Consider the following 19,548-nt stretch of genomic DNA (forward strand, 5'->3'; position numbering starts at 1 on the left):
CTCCGGGTGATTCGCACCGAGATCCAGGCGCTGAGGGCGTTCGCCGTCTGCGCTGTCGTGCTGTTCCATCTGTGGCCCAACCGACTCCCCGGGGGTTACATCGGCGTCGATGTCTTCTTCGTCATCTCGGGGTTCCTGATCACCTCCCACCTGCTGCGCAGCCAGGAGAAGGGGCGGCTGAGCCTGACCGACTTCTGGGCCAAGCGGGCACGCCGGCTGCTGCCGGCGGCGTACCTGGTCCTCGCGGTCACCGCGATCGCGACCCTGCTGTGGGTTCCGAAGGTGCAGTGGCAGACGTTCTTCCTGGAGATCGGCGCGGCGGCGATCTACGTCGAGAACTGGGAGCTCGCCCGCAACTCAGTCGACTATCTCGCTGCGCAGCATGCGGCGTCCCCGGTTCAGCACTACTGGACCCTGTCGGGTGAGGAGCAGTTCTACCTGATCTGGCCGCTCCTCGTGCTCCTCGCCGCCTGGATCGCCGCCCGCAGCGGGGCCAACGCTCGCCGGACCACCGCCGTCGTCCTCGGGGTCGTCACGGCCGCCTCGCTCGTCTTCTCGCTCTGGTGGACCGTCGTCTCGCCGGAGACCGCCTACTTCATCACCCCGGCGCGAGCCTGGGAGTTCGGCCTGGGCGCGATGCTCGCCTTCGTCCCCGTGGTCGCCGGCCGCGACGGCCTCCGGTCGCTCCTTTCCTGGGTCTCCCTGGCCGTGCTGACCGCGAGCTGCTTCGTGCTCGGTCCGGAGACGCCGATGCCGGGCACCGCCGCGGTCGTCGTCTGCGTCGCCACCGCCGCCCTGATCTGGGCCGGCAACCCGACCGTCGCCTGGTCGCCCACCCGGATCGGTGACCTCAAGCCGTTCCAGTGGCTCGGCGAGATCTCCTACTCCCTCTACCTGTGGCACTGGCCGCTGATCATCCTGACGCCGTACGCCCTCGGCGTCGACCACCTCGGCTTCGTCGAGCGGGTCCTGATCGGCGCTGCCTCCGTGCTGCTGGCGGTGGCGACCAAGCACTGGGTCGAGGACCCGGTCCGTACGCATCGCAAGCTCGTCCACCACCCCGGCCGCAGCCTGGCCGCGACCGGCGTCGCCGCAGTCCTCCTCGTCGGTGCCAGCGGCACCGGCTGGGGCTACGTCGAGAAGCAGAACCGCGAGGACGCCGAGCTCGCCGCCGCGATCACCGAGGACGCCCCGCGCTGCTTCGGTGCGGCCTCCCGGGCCCCGGGTGCGAAGGACTGCCCCAACCCCGAGCTCGACGACGTGCTGATCCCGACCGCCGCCGGCGTACGCGAGGACTGGCCCGACTACCCCGGCTGCGACGAGCAGCTGCTGCAGCGTCCGTTGGAGGGCTGTCTGATCGGTGAGCGGAAGCCCGGCCGCCCACACGTCGCCGTAATTGGTGACTCTCACGCTCGGGTACTGGCGACGTCGTTGGAGCGACTGGCCGACCGGGGCTATCTCTCGGTCGAGCTGTTCCACTCCAGCGGCTGTTCCTGGACCGCGGGGGAGCCGTTCGTGGCGACCACCGAGTTCAAGGACAGGTGCCGGGTCCTGAAGCGTGATCTGAACACCAAGCTGTCCCAGGACGCCGGTGCGTACGACTTCGTCATGACCACGGCTTGGTCGAAGCTGATCGCGGGCCCGAAGAAGAAGCGCGTCGAGCTGGTGAAGCAGGCGTGGGAGCCCGTTCTGAAGCAAGGCGTTCCCGTCGTCGCAGTCCGGGACAACCCCACCTCCGGTGAGACCCGCAAGGACCAGCCGGCGTGCGTCGAGGAAGCCGGTGTCGCACGAGCCAATGCGGAGTGCAGCCTAAACCGGAAGAAGTCGTACGACTCGATCTTCGACCCGTTCGGTCCGGCCGTGAAGCAGTCCGAGGGCGCGCACCTCATCGATCTCACCGACTTCTACTGCGACGAGGACACCTGCCCCGCCGTGATCGGCGGCGTCAACGTCTACCGCGACCGCGACCACATCTCGGTGACCTACGCCGAGACCCTCGCGCCCTACATCTGGCGGGAGCTTCGAGCGTTTGGTCTGGTCGAGAACCGCTGAGCCAACCAGCGTGGTCCCAGGTGCCAACCCGGAACCATCGCGGCTTCCTCGACGCAGAGGTCGCTGTGGTCGGCTCGACTCGGCCCTGAGTCAGCGGACCGTACGCCGCATCCACTTGCCAGTGTGCAACCGGCTGCGGCGAGTGCCTGGGAGCTGTCGGACGAAGTCCTCGCGGATGTCGTAGGGAAGAACCTCGACGAGCGCACGGGGGTCGAACTTCGATCCAGGGAGGGTGGCCTTCGAGGCGACCCGCTCCAGGTCGAGCTCGGCGGCGACCTCGGCGGTCACCGAGACCGAGGCGACCTCCTCCTTCTCCAACGTCGTGAAGAAGTCGGAGAACTTGAACCGGTCGCCGACCAGGCCCTCGTCTGCGATGCGCAGCCAGACCCACGGGATCCCGTACGCCTGGGCGAGGATCAGCCCGTGCAGCGAGGTCGACACGACGATCTCGGACTGGGCGATCTCGGCGACGACTTCCTCCGCCGAGCGCTGTACGTCGACATGGTGCCCACCGCAGCGGGTGATGAGGGAGTCGGCCACGATGTGCGTCTGCGAGTAGTGCGGGATCACGCTGAGGCCGGACCGGCCGCTGGGTCGCTCGCCCGGCTGCAGGACGTACGGCATCAGCAGGGCGGGGTCGCCGTAGACCTCGGGGACGTCCCAGCCGAGATGCTTGATCAGCTGGTTGCGCGTGCGCTTGCCGCGGACGGCAAGGATCTCGCGCGGCTCCCGGTCCTTGAGGCGCTTGATGGCGGCGTTGCTCAGCGGCGCGATCAGGCCCGATCCCCAGATCGTCATGCCCGGACGCTGCATCTCGGTGATCAAGGAGCCCACGGTCATGAGGGCATCGCCCGCGTTCGGCTGCCCGATCGTGTTGTACGACGGCCGACCGACGATCGCTTCGAGGAGCCAGGGGCCGATCTGGTCACCGAAGTTGGTGCGCTGATCCCACCAATAGGAAGCGATGGCGCGAGGCGGCTGCTCGATCGTCTGATTGAGGTCGGTGTTGCCGCGCTGGATGTGCGCGACCAGGTCGCTCACGACCTGCTCCATAGGCATCTCCGGCTTCCACCGGCCGAACTGAAGCCGTCGTGCCGACTTCGGAACCACCGTGCCGTACGGGCTGCACCGCTTGCGGACGGCGTACCAGGAGACGTCGTCACGAGCGGTGATCTGGAGGCTGACGCCCTGGGGCGTGACCCTGACGTCGTAGGCGTACCTGGCGCCGTGAACCGACTCGTAGTCGAGCACGAGGGTGTCGTCCTGCCAGTGCCAGACCTTCTGCAGGCCCTCGCCGAGGCGGCGCCGCGCGTCCAGGCCGCGCTCCACGTCGCCGAGCAGCGCGGAGATGGTGCCTGGCTCGACTATGCCGGGCACGGGGTGGATCGAGTCGGCACCGAACACGTCGGCCAGAGCGTCGGAGAGACGCATGTCGTATCGGTGCTTCGCCGCGTTGATCTGTGTGGCGCCGACACGGGCGTACTTCCAGTTGGAGGTGATCCCGGTGAAGTGGCGATGCTGGATGCGCTTGGTGGTCTCCATCGTGACGCCGTGGACGCTATGGGTCTTCCACTGCTGGGCCTCCCGCGTACGCCTGGGGGCGATAGCCCACTTGCTGGTGCTCGACCAGCGGGAGGAGTCGTAGACGGTGAAGTCCGAGAAACGCGGCGGCTCCGTGACAGTCGCCCGCGGAGTGTCGATCCAGCGGCCCGGATAGCGGATAGCGCCGGACTCGGCGACTGCGAGGAGGTCGAACACGCCGGCGGCGTCCTCGGAGACGGCTAACTCGTCGATGTCGTGGTTGAGCACCCCGGCGGCTTCGGAGAGGAATCGGTGCCGGGCGTGCTCGAGGATGCCGTACTCGCAGAAGTCGGAGTCCCACGGAGCGTCGGTCAGTCCTTCCCAACTCCCGCCCTGTGGCCCGAACTTGAAGGGCCATGAGACGACGACGGCGACCTCGATCCCGGGAACGTCGAGGGCTTTGAGGACATCCTCGGGGCGGTAGCGGTCCGACCCGTTGTCGTAGAGGAGGACGGCGTCGACGTTCTGCTTCTGCGCGTGGAAAAGGGCCCAGTCGGAGATCCACTGCAGGTCGTTGTTCTTCGACTTGGTGGTCAGTACGAGCCGGTCGCGGAACCAGTCGACCCCGCTCTCGGAGATCTCGGCGTCGCACGTCGCCTCGGCAAGGGTCACCGTGACCTTTTGGCCGCCGGTAGCGGAGGCGTCGAGCCACGACGCCTGAGTGCGGTCGAGGTCCCGGAGGTTCGCACCCACCTCGGTGTCGTCGATGCGCCAGGTGGCGTCCGCCAGGTCAGCGGCCAGGTTGAGCAGCGGCGGCCCGCTGAGACGGACCGTGTCGCCGACGGGGAAGGCATCGTAGGCCAGGGTGTCGTGGTCGAACTTGTCGAGATAGCCGGGCTGACGCAGCTCGGCGGGCCGCGGCGGCTCGCGGTGGACGGGCCAGGAATCGCTCAACCGGAGGGGTGAGACACTCACCACTCGCCGAAGATTGTTCTGCACGCGTAGCTTCTTTCGTCAACAGCAACAAGTCCCGAATGAAATCGAGCTCGTTCCCGAGGCGAGCCTGCGAAGTTTATCGACAGCAGGGCGTCAAACGCGAATGGCGTGCGGGTCGATCCCGGTCGGATCGAGTCCGGGGACCTCGAGGGCGGTGCCGGCCTCGTTGCGCGGGACGCGACCGTGCTCGGCGATCCAGGAGGCGACGTGCTGGGCCTGGGCCTGGCGGTCGTTCTCGACGAGCCAGCCGATGAGCCGCTGCCCCGGGGGCATGCTCGCGTCGGCCAGCGTGCCTTCGGACCAGATGTCGCGGACCATCTCGACGAGTAGGTACCACCACTCGTCGTCGGCCTCGGGGATCGCGGCGAAATAGCGCCGCAGGTCGCCGGGGAGGGTCTTGTTCAAGAAGACCTCGAGCACCTCGGGGTCGCCGCCGTCGGCGACGTACTTCTGCACCGTCTCCAGCGACATCCTCTTGGTGAGGTGACGGTCGCGGAGGTCGGCCACGGTGGAGCGCTGCTGGGTGATCGAGCTGCCGTCGGTGCGGATCCGCCAGTGGTAGACGATGTCGGGGATGACGTCGAAGGCGGCGGCCGCCAGGTAGGCCCGGGTCAGCGTCGGCTGGTCCTCATAGCGCAGCCCCTCGGGCCAGGAGAGCGCCGCAGAGTCCCAGAACGTACGCCGGTAGACCTTGTTCCAGGCGAAGACGTCGCCCAGGATGCGCGGGTCGGCGGCAGCGGTGGTGCCCAGTCGCGCCGGGTTGTGGAAGCTGTGCATCCACACGGGCTCGACGAGGTCGCCGTCCTCCCAGCGCTGGACCGACCCGGTCACGAAGTCGGAGCCGGTCCTCTCCAGGGTGCGGACCATGGTGGCGTACGCCGTGCGCGGGACGACGTCGTCGGAGTCGGCGAAGGTGATGTAGTCGGCACCGGCCAGGTGGGTCAGGCCGGTGTTGCGGGCCGCGCCGAGGCCGTGGTTGGCGGTGCGGCGGACGACGACCCGGGGGTCGCGGTCGGCGTACTCCTCGGCGATGACGCCGGTCATGTCGGTCGAACCGTCGTCGACGACGACCACGTGCAGGTTCTTGTAGGACTGACCGAGGATGCTGTCGAGGGCGGCGGGGAGCAGCGGCGCGATGTTGTAGGCGGGGACGACGACGCCCAGCATCGGCCGGCTGCGCCTCAGTCGCATACCTCGGGAGCCGTGGACAACAGTGCGTCCACGGCGCGGGAGGAGGCGGAGCCGTCGTCCCAGGGGGCGAACTTCTCCCGGAAGGCTGCGCGGGCATCGGCGTAGGCGGCGTCGGCGGCCGGTCCGCCTGCCAGGTGCGCGATCAGCGCGTCGTTGTCGCTGAACAGGGGACCGGGAGCGGTCTCGGCGAAGTCGAAGTAGAACCCGCGAGAGGCCTGATATTCCTCCAGGTCGGGGACCAGGAAGAGCTGCGGGCGGTCGAGGATCGCGAAGTCGAACATCACCGAGGAGTAGTCGGTCACCAGCACGTCGGCGGCCAGGAACAGGTCGTTGATGTCCGGGTAGAGCGTCACGTCGCGGATCCGGCCCGCGAGCTCCGGGGCGACCGAGGCCCCGCCCGAGGTGTTGACGTGACCGCGGACGAGCACGGTCACGTCGGGCAGCGCCGCGACGACCTGCGCCGGGTCCAGGTAGAGCACCTTGGCGAAGGTGTCGCGCCAGGTCGGGGTGTAGAGCAGGACCCGCTGGTCGTCGGGGATGTCGAGGCGCTTCCGGATCGCCGCCCGGGCCTCGTCGCGGTCATCGGCGGCGAGCACGTCGTTGCGCGGGTAGCCCGACTCCAGCACGTCGCCCTCGAACCCGAAGGCGCGCGGCAGGATCTCGGAGCAGTAAGGGCTCGGGCTGATCAGCCGGTCCCAGGCGCGGGCCTCGGCGTCCATCGTCTTCATGTAGAGGACCGACAGCCCGCCCTTGGGGTCGGTGATGTCCTTGGCGATGCGCTTGAGCGGGGTCCCGTGCCAGGTCTGGACGTACGCCTGGCCCTCCGCCTTCTGGAAGAAGAACGGCCAGTTGTCGTTGGTGACCAGATACCGCGCCCGGGCTAGCAGCTCGAACCACTCCGGCGAGAAGCGGACGACCGAACGGATCCCGTCAGGGACCAGCACCGAGCGGTCGTTGACGCTGTAGACCGGCTCCGGACCCTCTCCGGCGCGGTGGCGGGTCAACAGCTCGCGGGCCATCGCGGCGGGGGAGTCGCCGGCCATCTTGCCCTTGAACGTCTCCAGCAGGACGACCGGAAGACGTTCCTCGAGGCGCTGCTCCAGGTAGCGCTCGCGCAGCTGCTGCTGCCTGCGGCCGGAGCGTACGTCCACGGGCAGGGCGTGGGAGATGACGATCAGGCTCCAGGAGACGCTGGTGCCGATGCGCACGGGTGCACCGGCGATCTCGATGTCGATCGGCCCGTGGGCGCGCAGCGAGGTCGCGACCTTCACGTGGGCGAACTCGCGGACCTCGCCGGCCTCGTCGATGAGCCGCAGCTCGTAGCGACCCGTCGGCAGGGCGGTGCGACCGAGCTGCCAGGCGTCGCGAGCGACCGGCACCTCGACCTCGAACTCGCCGGCGGGGAGGGCGGCGCTGGCGACGGCGTCGACGCGCTCGGAGGAGAGCTGCAGACGGTGGCCGGCCGCACCGAGACTCACCCCGCGCAGCACCAGCCGCTCCTCGGTGGCGTCGATCGCGGTGATGTGCACGGACGGCTGCCGGTTGGTCACCCGGACGGTGTTGCCGCCGCTGCGCACGACGTAGGCCCTGCCGGGGTCGCCGTCCTCGGCGCCGATGACGTTGGCTTCCTCGGTCCAGCGGACCGGGACGTGAGCGCCAGAGGTCAGCTTGACCTCCAGCTCGCGTGACGTACGCGGCTGGAGCGCCACGGTCACGGCTCCGTCGCCAGCGGTGTTCTCGGCGCGGCGTACGACCTTGCCGAAGGTGGGGGCCAGGATCGGATTGCGCGCCGGGCCGACGAGGGTGATCTCGACGGTGCCTGATGGGGTGACGTGGTGGCCGGCGGTTCGGGCCCAGTCGTCATGGACATGGACGCGGAAACCGTTGGCGCCGTTACCGCCGAGACGGACCAGCCGGTCGGCCAGAACACGCGCCTCGCGGAAGCCGGCGGGGCCCGAAGGCACGTCGCCGGTGATGCCGGACTCCCGAGTGAAGTCGCCCTGGGTGTGCTCGAGCTCCAGCACCAGGTCGTGCTGGCCGGCCGGGGTCACCTCGGCGAGCTTCTGGGCGTCGATACGGGCCTCGAAACCGGAGTTCGCACGGTCCTCGTAGGCACGGTTGGCGACCTCGTCGAGCCACGGGTCGGTGAACCGGGTCACCGGGACCTCCAGCTCGACGCCGTCGCCACGCACGTGCATCCGCAGCTCATGAGGGGCATAGTCGTCGGTGAGGTTCTGCAGGAAGGCGGATCCGCGCAGGACCAGGTCGGAGCCGTCCCAGGCGACCGAGGTCAGCTGCACACGGGGGAGAAGGTCGACCTCGGCCACGCGCAGCGTCTCCGGCGGGAGCGTGCCGCGCTTGTCGAGCCCCTCGGGAAGCACGAAGACCGGGACGCCGTCGGCGACCCCGATCGGACGGCCCGTCTGGAACTGCTGGAACCAGCCGCGGAGCTCGTCGACCAGCTCGAAGTCGTCGTGGCTCAGCGCCCAGGAGACGACCCGGTTGCGGAACTGGAGGCGGGCCCAGATCTCGCTGGGGATCTCGTCGCGCAGGAACGCCAGGCGCTCGCGGACGGCTCCGGCGTACTCGGCGTTCCCGGCGCCGATCGCGGCCTCGACATAGTTGGGGAAGTCGTAGTCGAGCAGCTTCACGAACCAGGTGTTGCGCACCTCGGTCGGGGCGTCCTTCACGAGCTCCGCGCAGCGGTCCTGGCTCAGGATGCGGTCGGCGAGGTCCTGCAACGTCGCCTTCTGCTGCGTGATCGAGCTGCCGTCGTCACGCGTACGCCACAGGTAGACGCAGCGGTCGAGGATGTCGAAGGTGGCGTCGAGGTAGGCGCGGGTGATCGGGACCTGGTCCTCGTAGCGCACGCCCTCGCTGAAGAGCAGCTGGTGCTGCTCGACGAACCTGGTGCGGAAGACCTTGTTCCACGAGGTGATGTCGAGCAGCGCCAGCGGTTCGTCCTCGATGGTGAGCCCGGTGCGGGTCTTGCGGGTCAGCTTCTTCACCCAGTTGGGGCGGGTGGCCCTGCCCTGCTCGCCGCGCTCGAACGCGGCAGTCACGAAGTCGGAGCCGGACTGCTCGAGCAGGTTCACCATCGCCTCGTACGACCCGGGCAGGATGATGTCGTCGGAGTCGGCGAAGGCGACGTAGTCACCACGGATGTGCTCCAGGCCGGTGTTGCGGGCAGCGCCCAGACCGGCGTTTTCCTTGGTGACGATCTTGACCCGCGGGTCGTGACGAGCGATGCGGCGGACGACATCGGCGGAGCCGTCGGGAGATCCATCGTCCACGACGATGACCTCGAGCGCCTGCAGCGACTGGGTCAGGATGCTCTCGAGCGCCGCTTCCACCCACTGCTCGACGTTGTAGATCGGCATGACCACGCTGAGAACCGGCTTCGGGCCGAGCCCGACGGCGTACTTCGCCCGGCGCGCCTCGCGGCGAGCTGCGTGGACCACACGCCGGGAGTCGACGTGCATCGTACGGTCGATCGCGTCGGCGACGCGATGGGCCGCACGGCGGCGCGGGCTCATGGCTGACAAAGGGGGAGGACCTTCCACAAGGGGCACAAAGAAGTCGGCTGGTGAGTCTAGGCGTTCAGCTCTCGTTCATCTGAATCAGTACGGAAGGTCGCCGAGTCGCCTGGTCCGCATCGGATCCGTTCGGATGCGGAGGCCGGTATCGCCCCTGCTGCGAAGGCGTGACGCGTGCCACAACGGCCGAGTGTTTCGGAAGTGTGTCCGGCGGCGTACCGTTTGTTTCGGCCTAGCTGAAGCGAAGCCAGCAATACGGCTCGGTCACGGTGGCTGAGCACGCAGGCACAACGTCTGGTACCCATCCCGGCTCCGCTCACAAGGGGGAGTGGTCGGAGGGACTGGAACGAAAGGTCTACAACCATGAACCCACTCAGGGTGGGCGTCGTCGGCGCGGGTCGCGTCGGGGCCGTCCTTGCAGCCGCACTGCGCTCCGCGGGACATTCGATCGTCGCGGTGGCCGGCGAGTCAGACGCCTCCCGCGCACGGATCGCCTCTCTTCTCCCGGGGGTCCCGGTCGAGAAGCCCACAGCTGTCGCTCGCGCCTGCGACCTCCTTCTTCTCACCGTCCCCGACGACATGCTCGGCAACGTCGTCAAGACGATGACCGACGCCGGCGCGATCCGCCCCGGGATGTACGTCGCGCACACCTCTGGCCGCCACGGCCTGGCGATCCTCGAGCCGGCCGCCGCGATCGGCGCCCACGTGATGGCCGTCCACCCGGCGATGACCTTCTCCGGCACCTCGGTCGACCTGGCCCGGCTCTCCGGCTGCGTCTTCGGCCTGACGGCTGCCACGCCCGCCGACCGGGCCTTCGCCGAAGAGCTGGTGAATGACCTCGGCGGCAAGCCGATGTGGGTGCCCGAGGAGATGCGTACGCTCTACCACGCCGGGCTCGCCCACGGCGCGAACCACCTGGTCACCCTGGTCACCGAGGCGATGGAGATCCTCTCCGCCGCTGGCGCCACCGATCCTGCAGGGACCTTGCGTCCGCTGCTGACCGCCGCCCTCGACAACGCCCTGGACCACGGCGACGCCGCGCTGACCGGCCCGATCGTCCGTGGCGACGCCGGCACGGTGGCAGCCCACCTCGACGACATCCGCACCAACGCTCCGCAGACCCTGGCGTCGTACGTCTCCATGGCGCGAGCCACGCTCGACCGGGCCGTCTCCGACGGGCGTCTGCTGCCCATCCGGGCGCTCAAGATCAAGAACCTGCTCGACGAGGCGGATCGTGCGGCCGTGCAGCCGCTCCCGCGCCCGATCCACACCTGGAACCAGTGATGAGCGAGATCGCATCCACCCGCGAGGAGCTCGCCAAGCTCCTCGACCCCGCCCGCCGCGAGGGCACCCTCGTCGGGTTCGTGCCCACCATGGGCGCGCTCCACGAGGGCCACGCGTCGCTGATGCGCGTCGCCCGCGAGCGGGTCGGCGGCGGTCCCGTCGTCGTGTCGATCTTCGTCAACCCGCTGCAGTTCGGCGCGGGGGAGGACCTCGACCGCTACCCGCGCACGCTCGATGCGGACCTGGAGGTCTGCGAGCGTGAGGGCGTCGACGTCGTCTTCGCGCCGTCGGTGGACGACGTCTATCCCGGCGGACTGCCGCAGGTGACCGTGGCCCCCGGCGCGCTCGGTGACGTGCTCGAGGGCAAGACCCGGCCGGGCCACTTCGGCGGTGTGCTCACCGTCGTCGCGAAGCTGTTCGGGCTGGTCAAGCCCGATGTCGCCGTCTTCGGCCAGAAGGACTACCAGCAGCTCGCGCTGATCCGCCGGATGTCCTCCGACCTGTGCCTCGGCGTCGACGTCGTCGGTGCGCCGACCCAGCGCGAGCCCGACGGTCTCGCCCTCTCCTCGCGCAACCGCTACCTCTCGCCCGAGCAGCGGGAGGAGGCGACGACGCTGTCGCGGGCGCTCTACGCCGCGCAGCGCGAGGCCGCGGGCGGTGTCGAGACCGCGCTCCAGGCTGCGCGCGCCGAGCTCCGCCGCGCCAAGGGGGTCGACCTCGACTACCTCGTGGTCACCGACCCCGCGCTGGCGGCGCTGCCCACCGACCCGGCACCAGGCACCGAGGCCCGGATCCTCATCGCCGCTCGCGTCGGCACCACCCGACTCATCGACAACATGAGCCTCACGATCGGAGCCCCCCGATGACCCGTCTGCGCACCATGATGACCGGCAAGATCCACCGCGCCACGGTCACCCAGGCAGACCTGCACTACGTCGGCTCGGTCACCGTCGACGCCGACCTTCTCGACGCCGCGGACATCCTCCCCGGCGAGCTGGTCTCCATCGTCGACATCACCAACGGTGCCCGCCTGGAGACCTACACGATCGCGGGCGAGCGGGGCTCCGGCGTGCTCGGTATCAACGGCGCCGCCGCCCACCTGGTGCACCCCGGCGACCTGGTCATCCTCATCGCGTACGCACAGATGACCACCGAGGAGGCGAAGGCCTTCGAGCCGCACGTCGTGCACGTCGACGAGGCCAACCACATCGTCGCGCTCGGCTCCGACAGGAGCGAGCCGGTTCCAGGGACCGACCAGATGCGTGGACCGCTGGTGCTCACGCAGTAGCGTGCCTGCATGAACATCGAGCTGCTCTCCGCCCGCGATCCGGGCTGGACCGAGTGGGCGGACGTGATCGTGGTGGGCTCGGGGATCGCCGGGCTGACCGCGGCGCTGCGGCTCAAGGACCAGGTGGAGCGGGTCGCCGTCGTCACCAAGGACGAGCTCAAGGCCGGTTCGACGCAGTGGGCCCAGGGCGGGATCGCGGCGGCTCTCGGCGAGGGTGATACCCCGAGTCAGCACGAGGTCGACACGCTCGTGGCAGGCGCCGGGGCGTGCGACCTGGAGGCCGTACGCGTCCTGGTCGGGGAGGGCGCCGAAGCGGTCCGCGAGCTGATCGAGTGGGGCGCCGAGTTCGACAAGGACCCGGCCGGCAACCTCTCGCTCACCCGTGAGGGCGGCCATCGCCGGGACCGGATCGCGCACGCCGATGGCGACGCGACCGGTGCCGAGATCCAGCGCGCGCTGATGGAGGCCGTACGCCGCGCTCCCGAGATCCTGGTCTTCGAGCACGCGATGGTCGTCGACCTGCTGACCGCCGCCGACGGCGGCGTCGCCGGCCTGACGATCCACGTGATGGGCGAGGGCGATGCCGACGGCGTCGGGATCGTACGTACCCGTGCCGTCGTTCTCGCCTCCGGCGGCCTCGGCCAGGTCTTCTCGCAGACGACCAACCCCGCCGTCGCCACCGCCGACGGGATGGCGATCGCGCTGCGGGCCGGGGCGACCCTGCGGGACCTCGAGTTCGTCCAGTTCCACCCCACGGTGATGTATCTGGGTGAGGACTCCCGCGGCCAGCAGCCGCTGATCTCCGAGGCCGTACGCGGCGAGGGCGCCTTCCTGGTGGACTGGGACGGCAAGCGGCTCATGGAGGGCGTGCACGAGCTCGGCGACCTGGCTCCGCGCGACATCGTCTCCAAGGCGATCATGAAGCGGATGCTGGAGACCGGACACCCCAACATGTGGCTCGACGCCCGTCACCTGGGCCGTGAGTTCTGGGAGAAGCGGTTCCCCAACATCCTCGCCTCGTGCGAGCAGCACGGCGTCGACCCGTCCGTCGACCTGATCCCCGTCGCCCCGGCATGCCACTACGCCTCGGGCGGCGTACGCACCGACAAGTGGGGCCGCAGCGACGTGCCCGGGCTCTACGCCACCGGCGAGGTCGCCTGCAGCGGTGTCCATGGTGCCAACCGGCTCGGGTCCAACTCACTGCTCGAGGGGCTGGTCTTCTCGCGCCGGATCGCCGAGGTCCTGCCCGGCGAGCTGCGGCAGCTCGAAGACCCGGCTCCGGGTGCCGGGCGCGCGCTCGTCCCCGGCACCGCGCTCAAGCAGCTGCAGGAGACGATGACGACCAAGGTCGGAGTCCTCCGCAACGCGACCGGTCTCGCCGAGGCGGTCGACGAGCTCGAGCAGCTCGGGAGCACCCCGGCCACCGAGATCGACCCGGCCGCCTGGGAGGCGACCAACCTGCTGACCGTCTCGCTCGCACTGGCGACGTCCGCGCTGCTGCGTGAGGAGACCCGCGGATCCCATTGGCGCGAGGACTTCGCCGAGCGCGACGACACCGGGTTCGCCGGCCACTTCGACGTTCGGCTCCGGGATGGCGAGACTGTCGTCAGCTTCACCCCGGCCCCAGCGACCGACCGCACCACCACAACCATGGCAGGAGCCTGATGACCATCCGACGCGTGCCCTTCGACGAGATCCCGCAGTCGCTGCGTGACGAGCTGACCAAGGCCGGCCTGGACGCCGGCGAGGTCTACGACGCCGTGGAGCTCGCCCTCGACGAGGACCTGCCCTCGGTCGCTCCTGGTGAGATGCCCAGCGAGGACGTCACCTCGGTGGCCACGATCGCTCCCGACGCGGCCGCGACCGGTGTCTTCGCCGCCCGGGAGGACGGCGTGGTCGCCGGCCTCGGCGTGGCCGAGCTCGTCTTCGCGTACGTGATGGGTGACTCCGTCACCGTCACCGACCGCGTCAAGGACGGCTCCAAGGTGAAGGCCGGCGACGTCATCATGCGGATCGCGGGGCCGACCCGCGGCCTGCTCACGGCGGAGCGTACGGCTCTCAACTACGCCTCCCACGTCTCCGGTGTCGCTACCGGTGTCGCGGCCTGGACCGAGGCGCTCGAAGGGACCGGCGCGCAGGTTCTCGACACCCGCAAGACCCTGCCGGGCTTCCGGGCCCTGGAGAAGTACGCCGTACGTTGCGGCGGCGGCGCCAACCACCGGATGTCCCTCTCCGACATGGCGCTGGTCAAGGACAACCACATCGTCGCCGCGGGTGGCGCGGTGCAGGCCTATGAGGCCGTACGGTTCGCCTACCCGGACGTGCCCGTCGAGGTCGAGGTGACCACGCTCGAAGAGCTCTCGGCGCTCCTCGACGCCGGTTGTGGCCGGATCATGCTCGACAACATGTCGACCGCGATGATGAAGGAGGCCGTCGAGATCACCGCAGGCCGAGCCGTCCTCGAGGCGTCCGGCGGTCTGACCCTGGACCGTGCCCGCGAGGTCGCTGAGACGGGTGTCGACTATCTCTCCGTCGGTGCGCTGACCCACTCGGTGAAGGTCTTCGACATCGGCTTCGACCTGTCCGAGGGCTGACGGTCACGCCCATGCCTCTGCTCGCGGTCAACATCGGCAACAGTCACACCGTTCTCGGGCTGATCGCCGACGGCGTCGTCTCCGCCGACTGGCGGGTCTCCACGCTCGAGCACCGCACCGCTGACGAGTGGTGGGCGCTGCTGCGCGGGATCCTCGGGGACTCGTCGGTGGCGGGCGTCGACGGCGTGGTGGTCTGTGCGACCGTGCCCTCCGTCCTGCACGAGTGGCGCGAGATGCTCGCCCGCCATCTGGGCTCGGTCCGGAGCGTGGTGGTCGAGCCCGGCGTACGCTCCGGCATCCCGATCCTCATGGACAACCCGCGCGAGGTCGGCACCGACCGGATCGCCAACGCGGTCGCCGCGGTGGCGCTCCACGGCGGTCCCGTGATCGTGGTCGACTTCCGTGGGACGGCGACGACCTTCGACGTGGTCAACGCGGCGGGGCAGTACGTCGGGGGTGCGATCCTGCCGGGGATCGAGCTGTCCTTGGAGGCGTTGGGTCGGCGTGGTGCGCAGTTGCGCAAGGTCGAGCTCGCCCGCCCGAGGTCGGTGATCGCGAAGAACACCGTCGAGGCGCTGCAGTCCGGAATGGTCTTCGGGGTCGCGGCTCAGGTCGAGGGGATGGTCGCTCGGATCATCGCGGAGCTGGATGTGTCCGCCGACGACGTGACGGTGATTGCGACCGGCTATCTCGCGGAGTTCGTGCTGGACGAGTGCCGATGTTTCTCGGCGCATTCTCCGTGGCTGACGTTGCAGGGACTGGAACTCATATTCCAGAGGAATGTCGTTCGTTAGCGCGTTTCGGTATGCCGCCCTGTCGAATCCATCAGTTGATATGTAATGCTATGCGCATCTCGCTTTAATGCGGGGCCTATATTCGGCCCGTTTCCGGGTGAAGAGCAGTGAAGGTAGGAACATGGCTAAGAAGGTTCAGATCATCCTCGAGGATGACATCGACGGCTCGGAAGCAGCCGAGACGGTGTCCTTTGCCCTGGACGGCACGTCCTACGAGATCGATCTCAGCGATGCCAATGCGGCAAAGCTTCGTGATTCTCTCGCGCTCTTCATCGGTCACGCACAGAAGGTGAGCGGCCGCCGTGGCAGCGCCAAGAAGGCCGCCGCAGCCGGTGGGACCACCCCGAAGGTCATGCGTGAGTGGGGCAAGGCCAACGGTTACAGCGTTCCTGACCGTGGTCGGATTCCGGCCGAGGTCCGAGCGGCTTTCGAAGCGGCTCACTGACCGACGGTCGCACCGCACCTCATGGCCGGCTGCCGCGCCTTCCCGGGCGCGGCAGCCGCCTTTGTGCGAGGTGGGCCGCCGGTCGGCCCGGCGCCGGTGCTGCCCGGCGTACTGCAGGCGTGTTCGCTCTCAGCGCACGGATCACATTGTGTTGTCGGGAACGCGTAGGCTGTCTGTGGGGTTGGATCTTGGTGACGCCCCAGAATTCTTAGGAGAGATGCGTACATGTTCGAGCGGTTCACTGACCGAGCCCGCCGGGTGGTCGTGCTGGCCCAGGAAGAGGCCCGCATGCTCTCCCACAACTACATCGGGACCGAGCACATCCTGCTCGGCCTGATCCACGAGGGCGAGGGCGTAGCGGCCAAGGCCCTGGAGTCCCTCGACATCTCGCTCGAGGCCGTCCGCAACCAGGTCGAAGAGATCATCGGTCAGGGTCAGCAGGCGCCGTCGGGCCACATCCCGTTCACGCCGCGTGCCAAGAAGGTGCTCGAGCTGTCCCTGCGCGAGGCGCTGCAGCTCGGCCACTCCTACATCGGCACCGAGCACATCCTGCTCGGCCTGATCCGCGAGGGCGAGGGCGTCGCCGCCCAGGTGCTGCAGAAGCTCGGCGCCGACCTCAACCGGGTCCGCCAGCAGGTCATCCAGCTGCTCTCGGGCTTCCAGGGCAAGGAGGGCCAGGCCACCTCCGGTGCCACCGCGAGCACCGGCACGACCTCGACCGAGGCGCCTTCCTCCAGCCTCGTGCTCGACCAGTTCGGCCGCAACCTGACCCAGGACGCCCGCGACGGCAAGCTCGACCCGATCATCGGTCGCGAGGCCCAGATCGAGCGCGTGATGCAGGTGCTCTCGCGGCGTACGAAGAACAACCCGGTCCTCATCGGCGAGCCCGGCGTCGGCAAGACGTCGATCGTGGAGGGGCTGGCCCAGGACATCGTCAAGGGCACCGTCCCCGAGACGCTCAAGGACAAGCAGATCTACACGCTCGACCTGGGCGCGCTCGTCGCCGGCTCGCGCTACCGCGGTGACTTCGAGGAGCGCCTGAAGAAGGTGCTCAAGGAGATCAAGACCCGCGGCGACATCGTGCTTTTCATCGACGAGATCCACACCCTCGTCGGCGCCGGTGCGGCCGAGGGTGCCATCGACGCGGCGAGCATCCTGAAGCCGATGCTGGCTCGCGGTGAGCTGCAGACCATCGGTGCGACCACGCTGGACGAATACCGGAAATACCTGGAGAAGGACGCCGCTCTCGAGCGCCGCTTCCAGCCGATCCAGGTGCCGGAGCCGTCGATCGCGGTCGCGATCGAGATGCTCAAGGGCATCCGTGACCGTTACGAGGCCCACCACCGGGTGACCATCACCGACGAGGCGCTGGTCGCCGCGGTCACCATGGCCGACCGCTACATCTCCGACCGGTTCCTGCCCGACAAGGCGATCGACCTGATCGACGAGGCCGGCTCGCGCCTGCGCATCCGCCGGATGACGGCCCCGGCCGACCTGCGGGAGTACGACGACAAGATCGCCGACGTGCGCCAGCGCAAGGAGGCCGCGATCGACGGCCAGGACTTCGAGGCGGCTGCCCGACTGCGTGATGAGGAGAAGCAGCTCATCGCCAAGAAGGCCGAGCGCGAGAAGGCCTGGCGTGCCGGCGACATGGACGAGGTCGCCGAGGTCGACGAGGAGCTGATCGCCGAGGTTCTCGCCGTGGCGACCGGCATCCCGATGGTCCAGGTCAACGAGGAGGAGTCCGCGCGACTGCTGCGCATGGAGGACGAGCTCCACAAGCGCGTCATCGGCCAGGACCAGGCCGTCAAGGCGCTCTCGCGTGCCATCCGACGCACGCGTGCGGGTCTGAAGGACCCGAAGCGCCCCGGCGGTTCGTTCATCTTCGCCGGTCCGTCCGGTGTCGGTAAGACCTGGCTGTCCAAGACGCTCGCCGAGTTCCTCTTCGGCGACGAGGACGCGCTGATCCAGCTCGACATGTCGGAGTTCGGCGAGAAGCACACCGTCTCGCGGCTCTTCGGCTCGCCTCCGGGCTACGTCGGCTACGAGGAGGGTGGCCAGCTCACCGAGAAGGTGCGCCGCAAGCCGTTCTCCGTGGTCCTCTTCGACGAGGTCGAGAAGGCTCACCCGGACATCTTCAACTCGCTCCTGCAGATCCTGGAGGAAGGTCGCCTGACCGACTCCCAGGGCCGGGTGGTCGACTTCAAGAACACCGTCATCATCATGACCACCAACCTCGGCACGAGGGACATCGCCAAGTCGGTCAACCTGGGCTTCTCCCAGGCCAGCGACAAGGCGGGCTCCTACGAGCGGATGAAGTCCAAGGTCTCCGACGAGCTCAAGCAGCACTTCCGTCCGGAGTTCCTCAACCGTGTCGACGAGGTCATCGTGTTCCCGCCGCTGTCGCAGGAGCAGATCATCGCGATGGTCGACAACATGATCGCGTCCGTCGAGATCCGTCTCAAGGACCGCGACATGGGCATCGAGCTCACCACGGCCGCGAAGAAGGTGCTCGCCGAGCGTGGCTTCGACCCGGTCCTGGGCGCCCGTCCGCTGCGTCGCACGGTCCAGCGCGAGCTCGAGGACGTGCTTGCCGAGAAGATGCTCTACGGCGACATCGGCCCAGGCGAGATCGTGCTCGTCGATGTCGACGGCGAGGGCCCGACCGCGCAGTTCACCTTCAAGGGCCAGAAGCGCTCCGTCGTCCCGGACGTACCCCCGCTGGAAGGTGCGTCGGTGTCCGATATCGAGCTCCCCGACCAGGATGAGCCGACGACGGTGGACAAGCCGAAGCCCGCCGAAGGCGAGTAACCCGAGACGTCACTTTCTGACGTCGAGAAGTCAGTTATCGACGCCGAGTGGTCAGAAATTCTGGCCACTCGGCGTCGTTTCTCTTTTCAGCGCTTCAGAAAGTGACCGTTCGCTGTCAGAAACTGACTTCTCGGCGGGTTAGGGGAGGGCGTACGTTTCTGGGCCCGTTTTTACCACCAGGGCGTCTTTCAGGAGGCTTGCCAGGGCTCGATCTCTCTGGGTTTCGTCGGGCCAGACCGCATCTAGGCGGGTTCGGTGGACGGGGGAGTCGGCGTCGCGGAGGACGGCGAGGAGGCGGCCGCGGCACTGGCGGTCGGTGCCGGCCCAGGTCTGGACCTTCCGCGGCGGTCCGTCGTAGGCGGGGTGGCCGGCCGCGCGCCAGGCGCACAGGTCTGCGACGGGACAGCGGGAGCAGGACGGTTTCGCGGCAGTGCAGATCAGGGCGCCGAGCTCCATGACGGCGACCGACCAGGTGGCGGCGGTCGGCTCGTCGTGGGGGAGTACGTTGGCGGCGAGCTCGCGCTCGGCCTTGTTGACCGACTGCGAGGGGAACTCGACGCCGCTGAGTGTCCGGGCGAAGACGCGGCGTACGTTCGTGTCGAGCACGACGTGTCGCTTGCCGTAGGCGAAGGTGGCGATCGCTGCCGCGGTGTAGTCGCCGACGCCCGGGAGCGCGATGAGGTCGTCGTAGCTGTCGGGGACCTCGCCGCCGTGGTCGGCGACGATGGCCGCGGCGGCGGCGTGCAGCCGCAGTGCTCTGCGGGGGTAGCCGAGGCGGCCCCAGGCGCGTACGGCTTCGCCGGTCGGCTCCGCGGCCAGATCTGCCGGGGTGGGCCAGCGCTCCAGCCAGGCCTCGTGAACCGGGAGCACGCGGGAGACCGGGGTCTGCTGGAGCATGAACTCGCTGACCATCACCGACCACGGCGTCGCGCTCGCGGAGCGCCACGGGAGGTCACGGGCGTTGGCGTCGTACCAGTCCAGAACGGGGTCCAGGAGTTCGGTCACACGCAGATTGTGCCGTGCGACAGGTATAGCC

The 19,548-nt window shown here is 68.9% G+C and carries 13 protein-coding genes; 9 read left to right on the plus strand and 4 right to left on the minus strand.

Annotated elements, in window-relative coordinates:
* Nucleotides 1–6 precede the first annotated feature (6 nt).
* On the plus strand, nt 7–2,052 hold the full coding sequence (locus IEY84_RS11630) for an acyltransferase family protein (protein ID WP_183547272.1): 2,046 nt from the start codon (nt 7–9) through the stop codon (nt 2,050–2,052).
* Nucleotides 2,053–2,142: 90 nt separating this feature from the next.
* Here IEY84_RS11630 and IEY84_RS11635 read toward each other — a convergent pair whose 3' ends face one another.
* The 3 genes from IEY84_RS11635 to IEY84_RS11645 all read right to left on the minus strand — a co-directional run bounded on the left by IEY84_RS11635 (nt 2,143) and on the right by IEY84_RS11645 (nt 9,296).
* Nucleotides 2,143–4,548: a polysaccharide pyruvyl transferase family protein gene (locus tag IEY84_RS11635; RefSeq protein ID WP_189129302.1), complete on the minus strand. Its 2,406-nt coding sequence runs from the start codon at nt 4,546–4,548 to the stop codon at nt 2,143–2,145.
* Nucleotides 4,549–4,662: 114 nt separating this feature from the next.
* A complete protein-coding gene (locus IEY84_RS11640; protein WP_183547278.1) occupies nt 4,663–5,760 on the minus strand; it encodes a glycosyltransferase family 2 protein in 1,098 nt (365 codons plus the stop codon).
* The gene (locus tag IEY84_RS11645) at nt 5,751–9,296 is read right to left on the minus strand and encodes a bifunctional glycosyltransferase/CDP-glycerol:glycerophosphate glycerophosphotransferase (protein WP_183547281.1); all 3,546 of its coding nucleotides are present in this window, start codon (nt 9,294–9,296) and stop codon (nt 5,751–5,753) included. Before IEY84_RS11645 ends, IEY84_RS11640 begins: the two co-directional genes overlap by 10 nt.
* A 363-nt stretch (nt 9,297–9,659) precedes the next feature.
* On the opposite strand from IEY84_RS11645, the gene IEY84_RS11650 reads away from it, so the two are divergent.
* From IEY84_RS11650 to IEY84_RS11685, 8 genes are all read left to right on the plus strand, one after another.
* Nucleotides 9,660–10,580: a Rossmann-like and DUF2520 domain-containing protein gene (locus IEY84_RS11650; protein ID WP_183547284.1), complete on the plus strand. Its 921-nt coding sequence runs from the start codon at nt 9,660–9,662 to the stop codon at nt 10,578–10,580.
* A complete protein-coding gene (gene panC / locus IEY84_RS11655; RefSeq protein WP_183547287.1) occupies nt 10,580–11,446 on the plus strand; it encodes a pantoate--beta-alanine ligase in 867 nt (288 codons plus the stop codon). The genes IEY84_RS11650 and panC overlap by 1 nt, the downstream gene beginning before the upstream one ends.
* Complete coding sequence (panD, locus tag IEY84_RS11660) at nt 11,443–11,868, plus strand: aspartate 1-decarboxylase (protein ID WP_008354878.1); 426 nt, start codon at nt 11,443–11,445, stop codon at nt 11,866–11,868. The genes panC and panD overlap by 4 nt, the downstream gene beginning before the upstream one ends.
* Nucleotides 11,869–11,877: 9 nt before the next feature.
* Nucleotides 11,878–13,533, plus strand: coding sequence for an L-aspartate oxidase (locus tag IEY84_RS11665; RefSeq protein WP_183547290.1), 1,656 nt, complete (start codon nt 11,878–11,880; stop codon nt 13,531–13,533).
* On the plus strand, nt 13,533–14,462 hold the full coding sequence (gene nadC / locus IEY84_RS11670; protein WP_183547293.1) for a carboxylating nicotinate-nucleotide diphosphorylase: 930 nt from the start codon (nt 13,533–13,535) through the stop codon (nt 14,460–14,462). Before IEY84_RS11665 ends, nadC begins: the two co-directional genes overlap by 1 nt.
* 11 nt (nt 14,463–14,473) lie before the next feature.
* The gene (locus tag IEY84_RS11675; protein WP_183547296.1) at nt 14,474–15,256 is read left to right on the plus strand and encodes a type III pantothenate kinase; all 783 of its coding nucleotides are present in this window, start codon (nt 14,474–14,476) and stop codon (nt 15,254–15,256) included.
* A 121-nt stretch (nt 15,257–15,377) separates the two neighbouring features.
* The gene (locus IEY84_RS11680; RefSeq protein ID WP_183547300.1) at nt 15,378–15,701 is read left to right on the plus strand and encodes a histone-like nucleoid-structuring protein Lsr2; all 324 of its coding nucleotides are present in this window, start codon (nt 15,378–15,380) and stop codon (nt 15,699–15,701) included.
* Nucleotides 15,702–15,926: 225 nt separating this feature from the next.
* The gene (locus tag IEY84_RS11685) at nt 15,927–18,512 is read left to right on the plus strand and encodes an ATP-dependent Clp protease ATP-binding subunit (RefSeq protein WP_183547303.1); all 2,586 of its coding nucleotides are present in this window, start codon (nt 15,927–15,929) and stop codon (nt 18,510–18,512) included.
* Between the two features lie 138 nt (nt 18,513–18,650).
* Here the strand turns inward: IEY84_RS11685 and IEY84_RS11690 are convergent, their stop codons facing one another.
* Nucleotides 18,651–19,517 carry an HhH-GPD family protein gene (locus tag IEY84_RS11690; RefSeq protein WP_229788605.1) on the minus strand — a complete coding sequence of 289 codons (867 nt, stop codon included), beginning with the start codon at nt 19,515–19,517 and terminating at the stop codon, nt 18,651–18,653.
* Nucleotides 19,518–19,548 lie beyond the last annotated feature (31 nt).

The organism is Nocardioides albus (assembly GCF_014648255.1).
Classification (GTDB): Bacteria; Actinomycetota; Actinomycetes; order Propionibacteriales; family Nocardioidaceae; genus Nocardioides; species Nocardioides albus.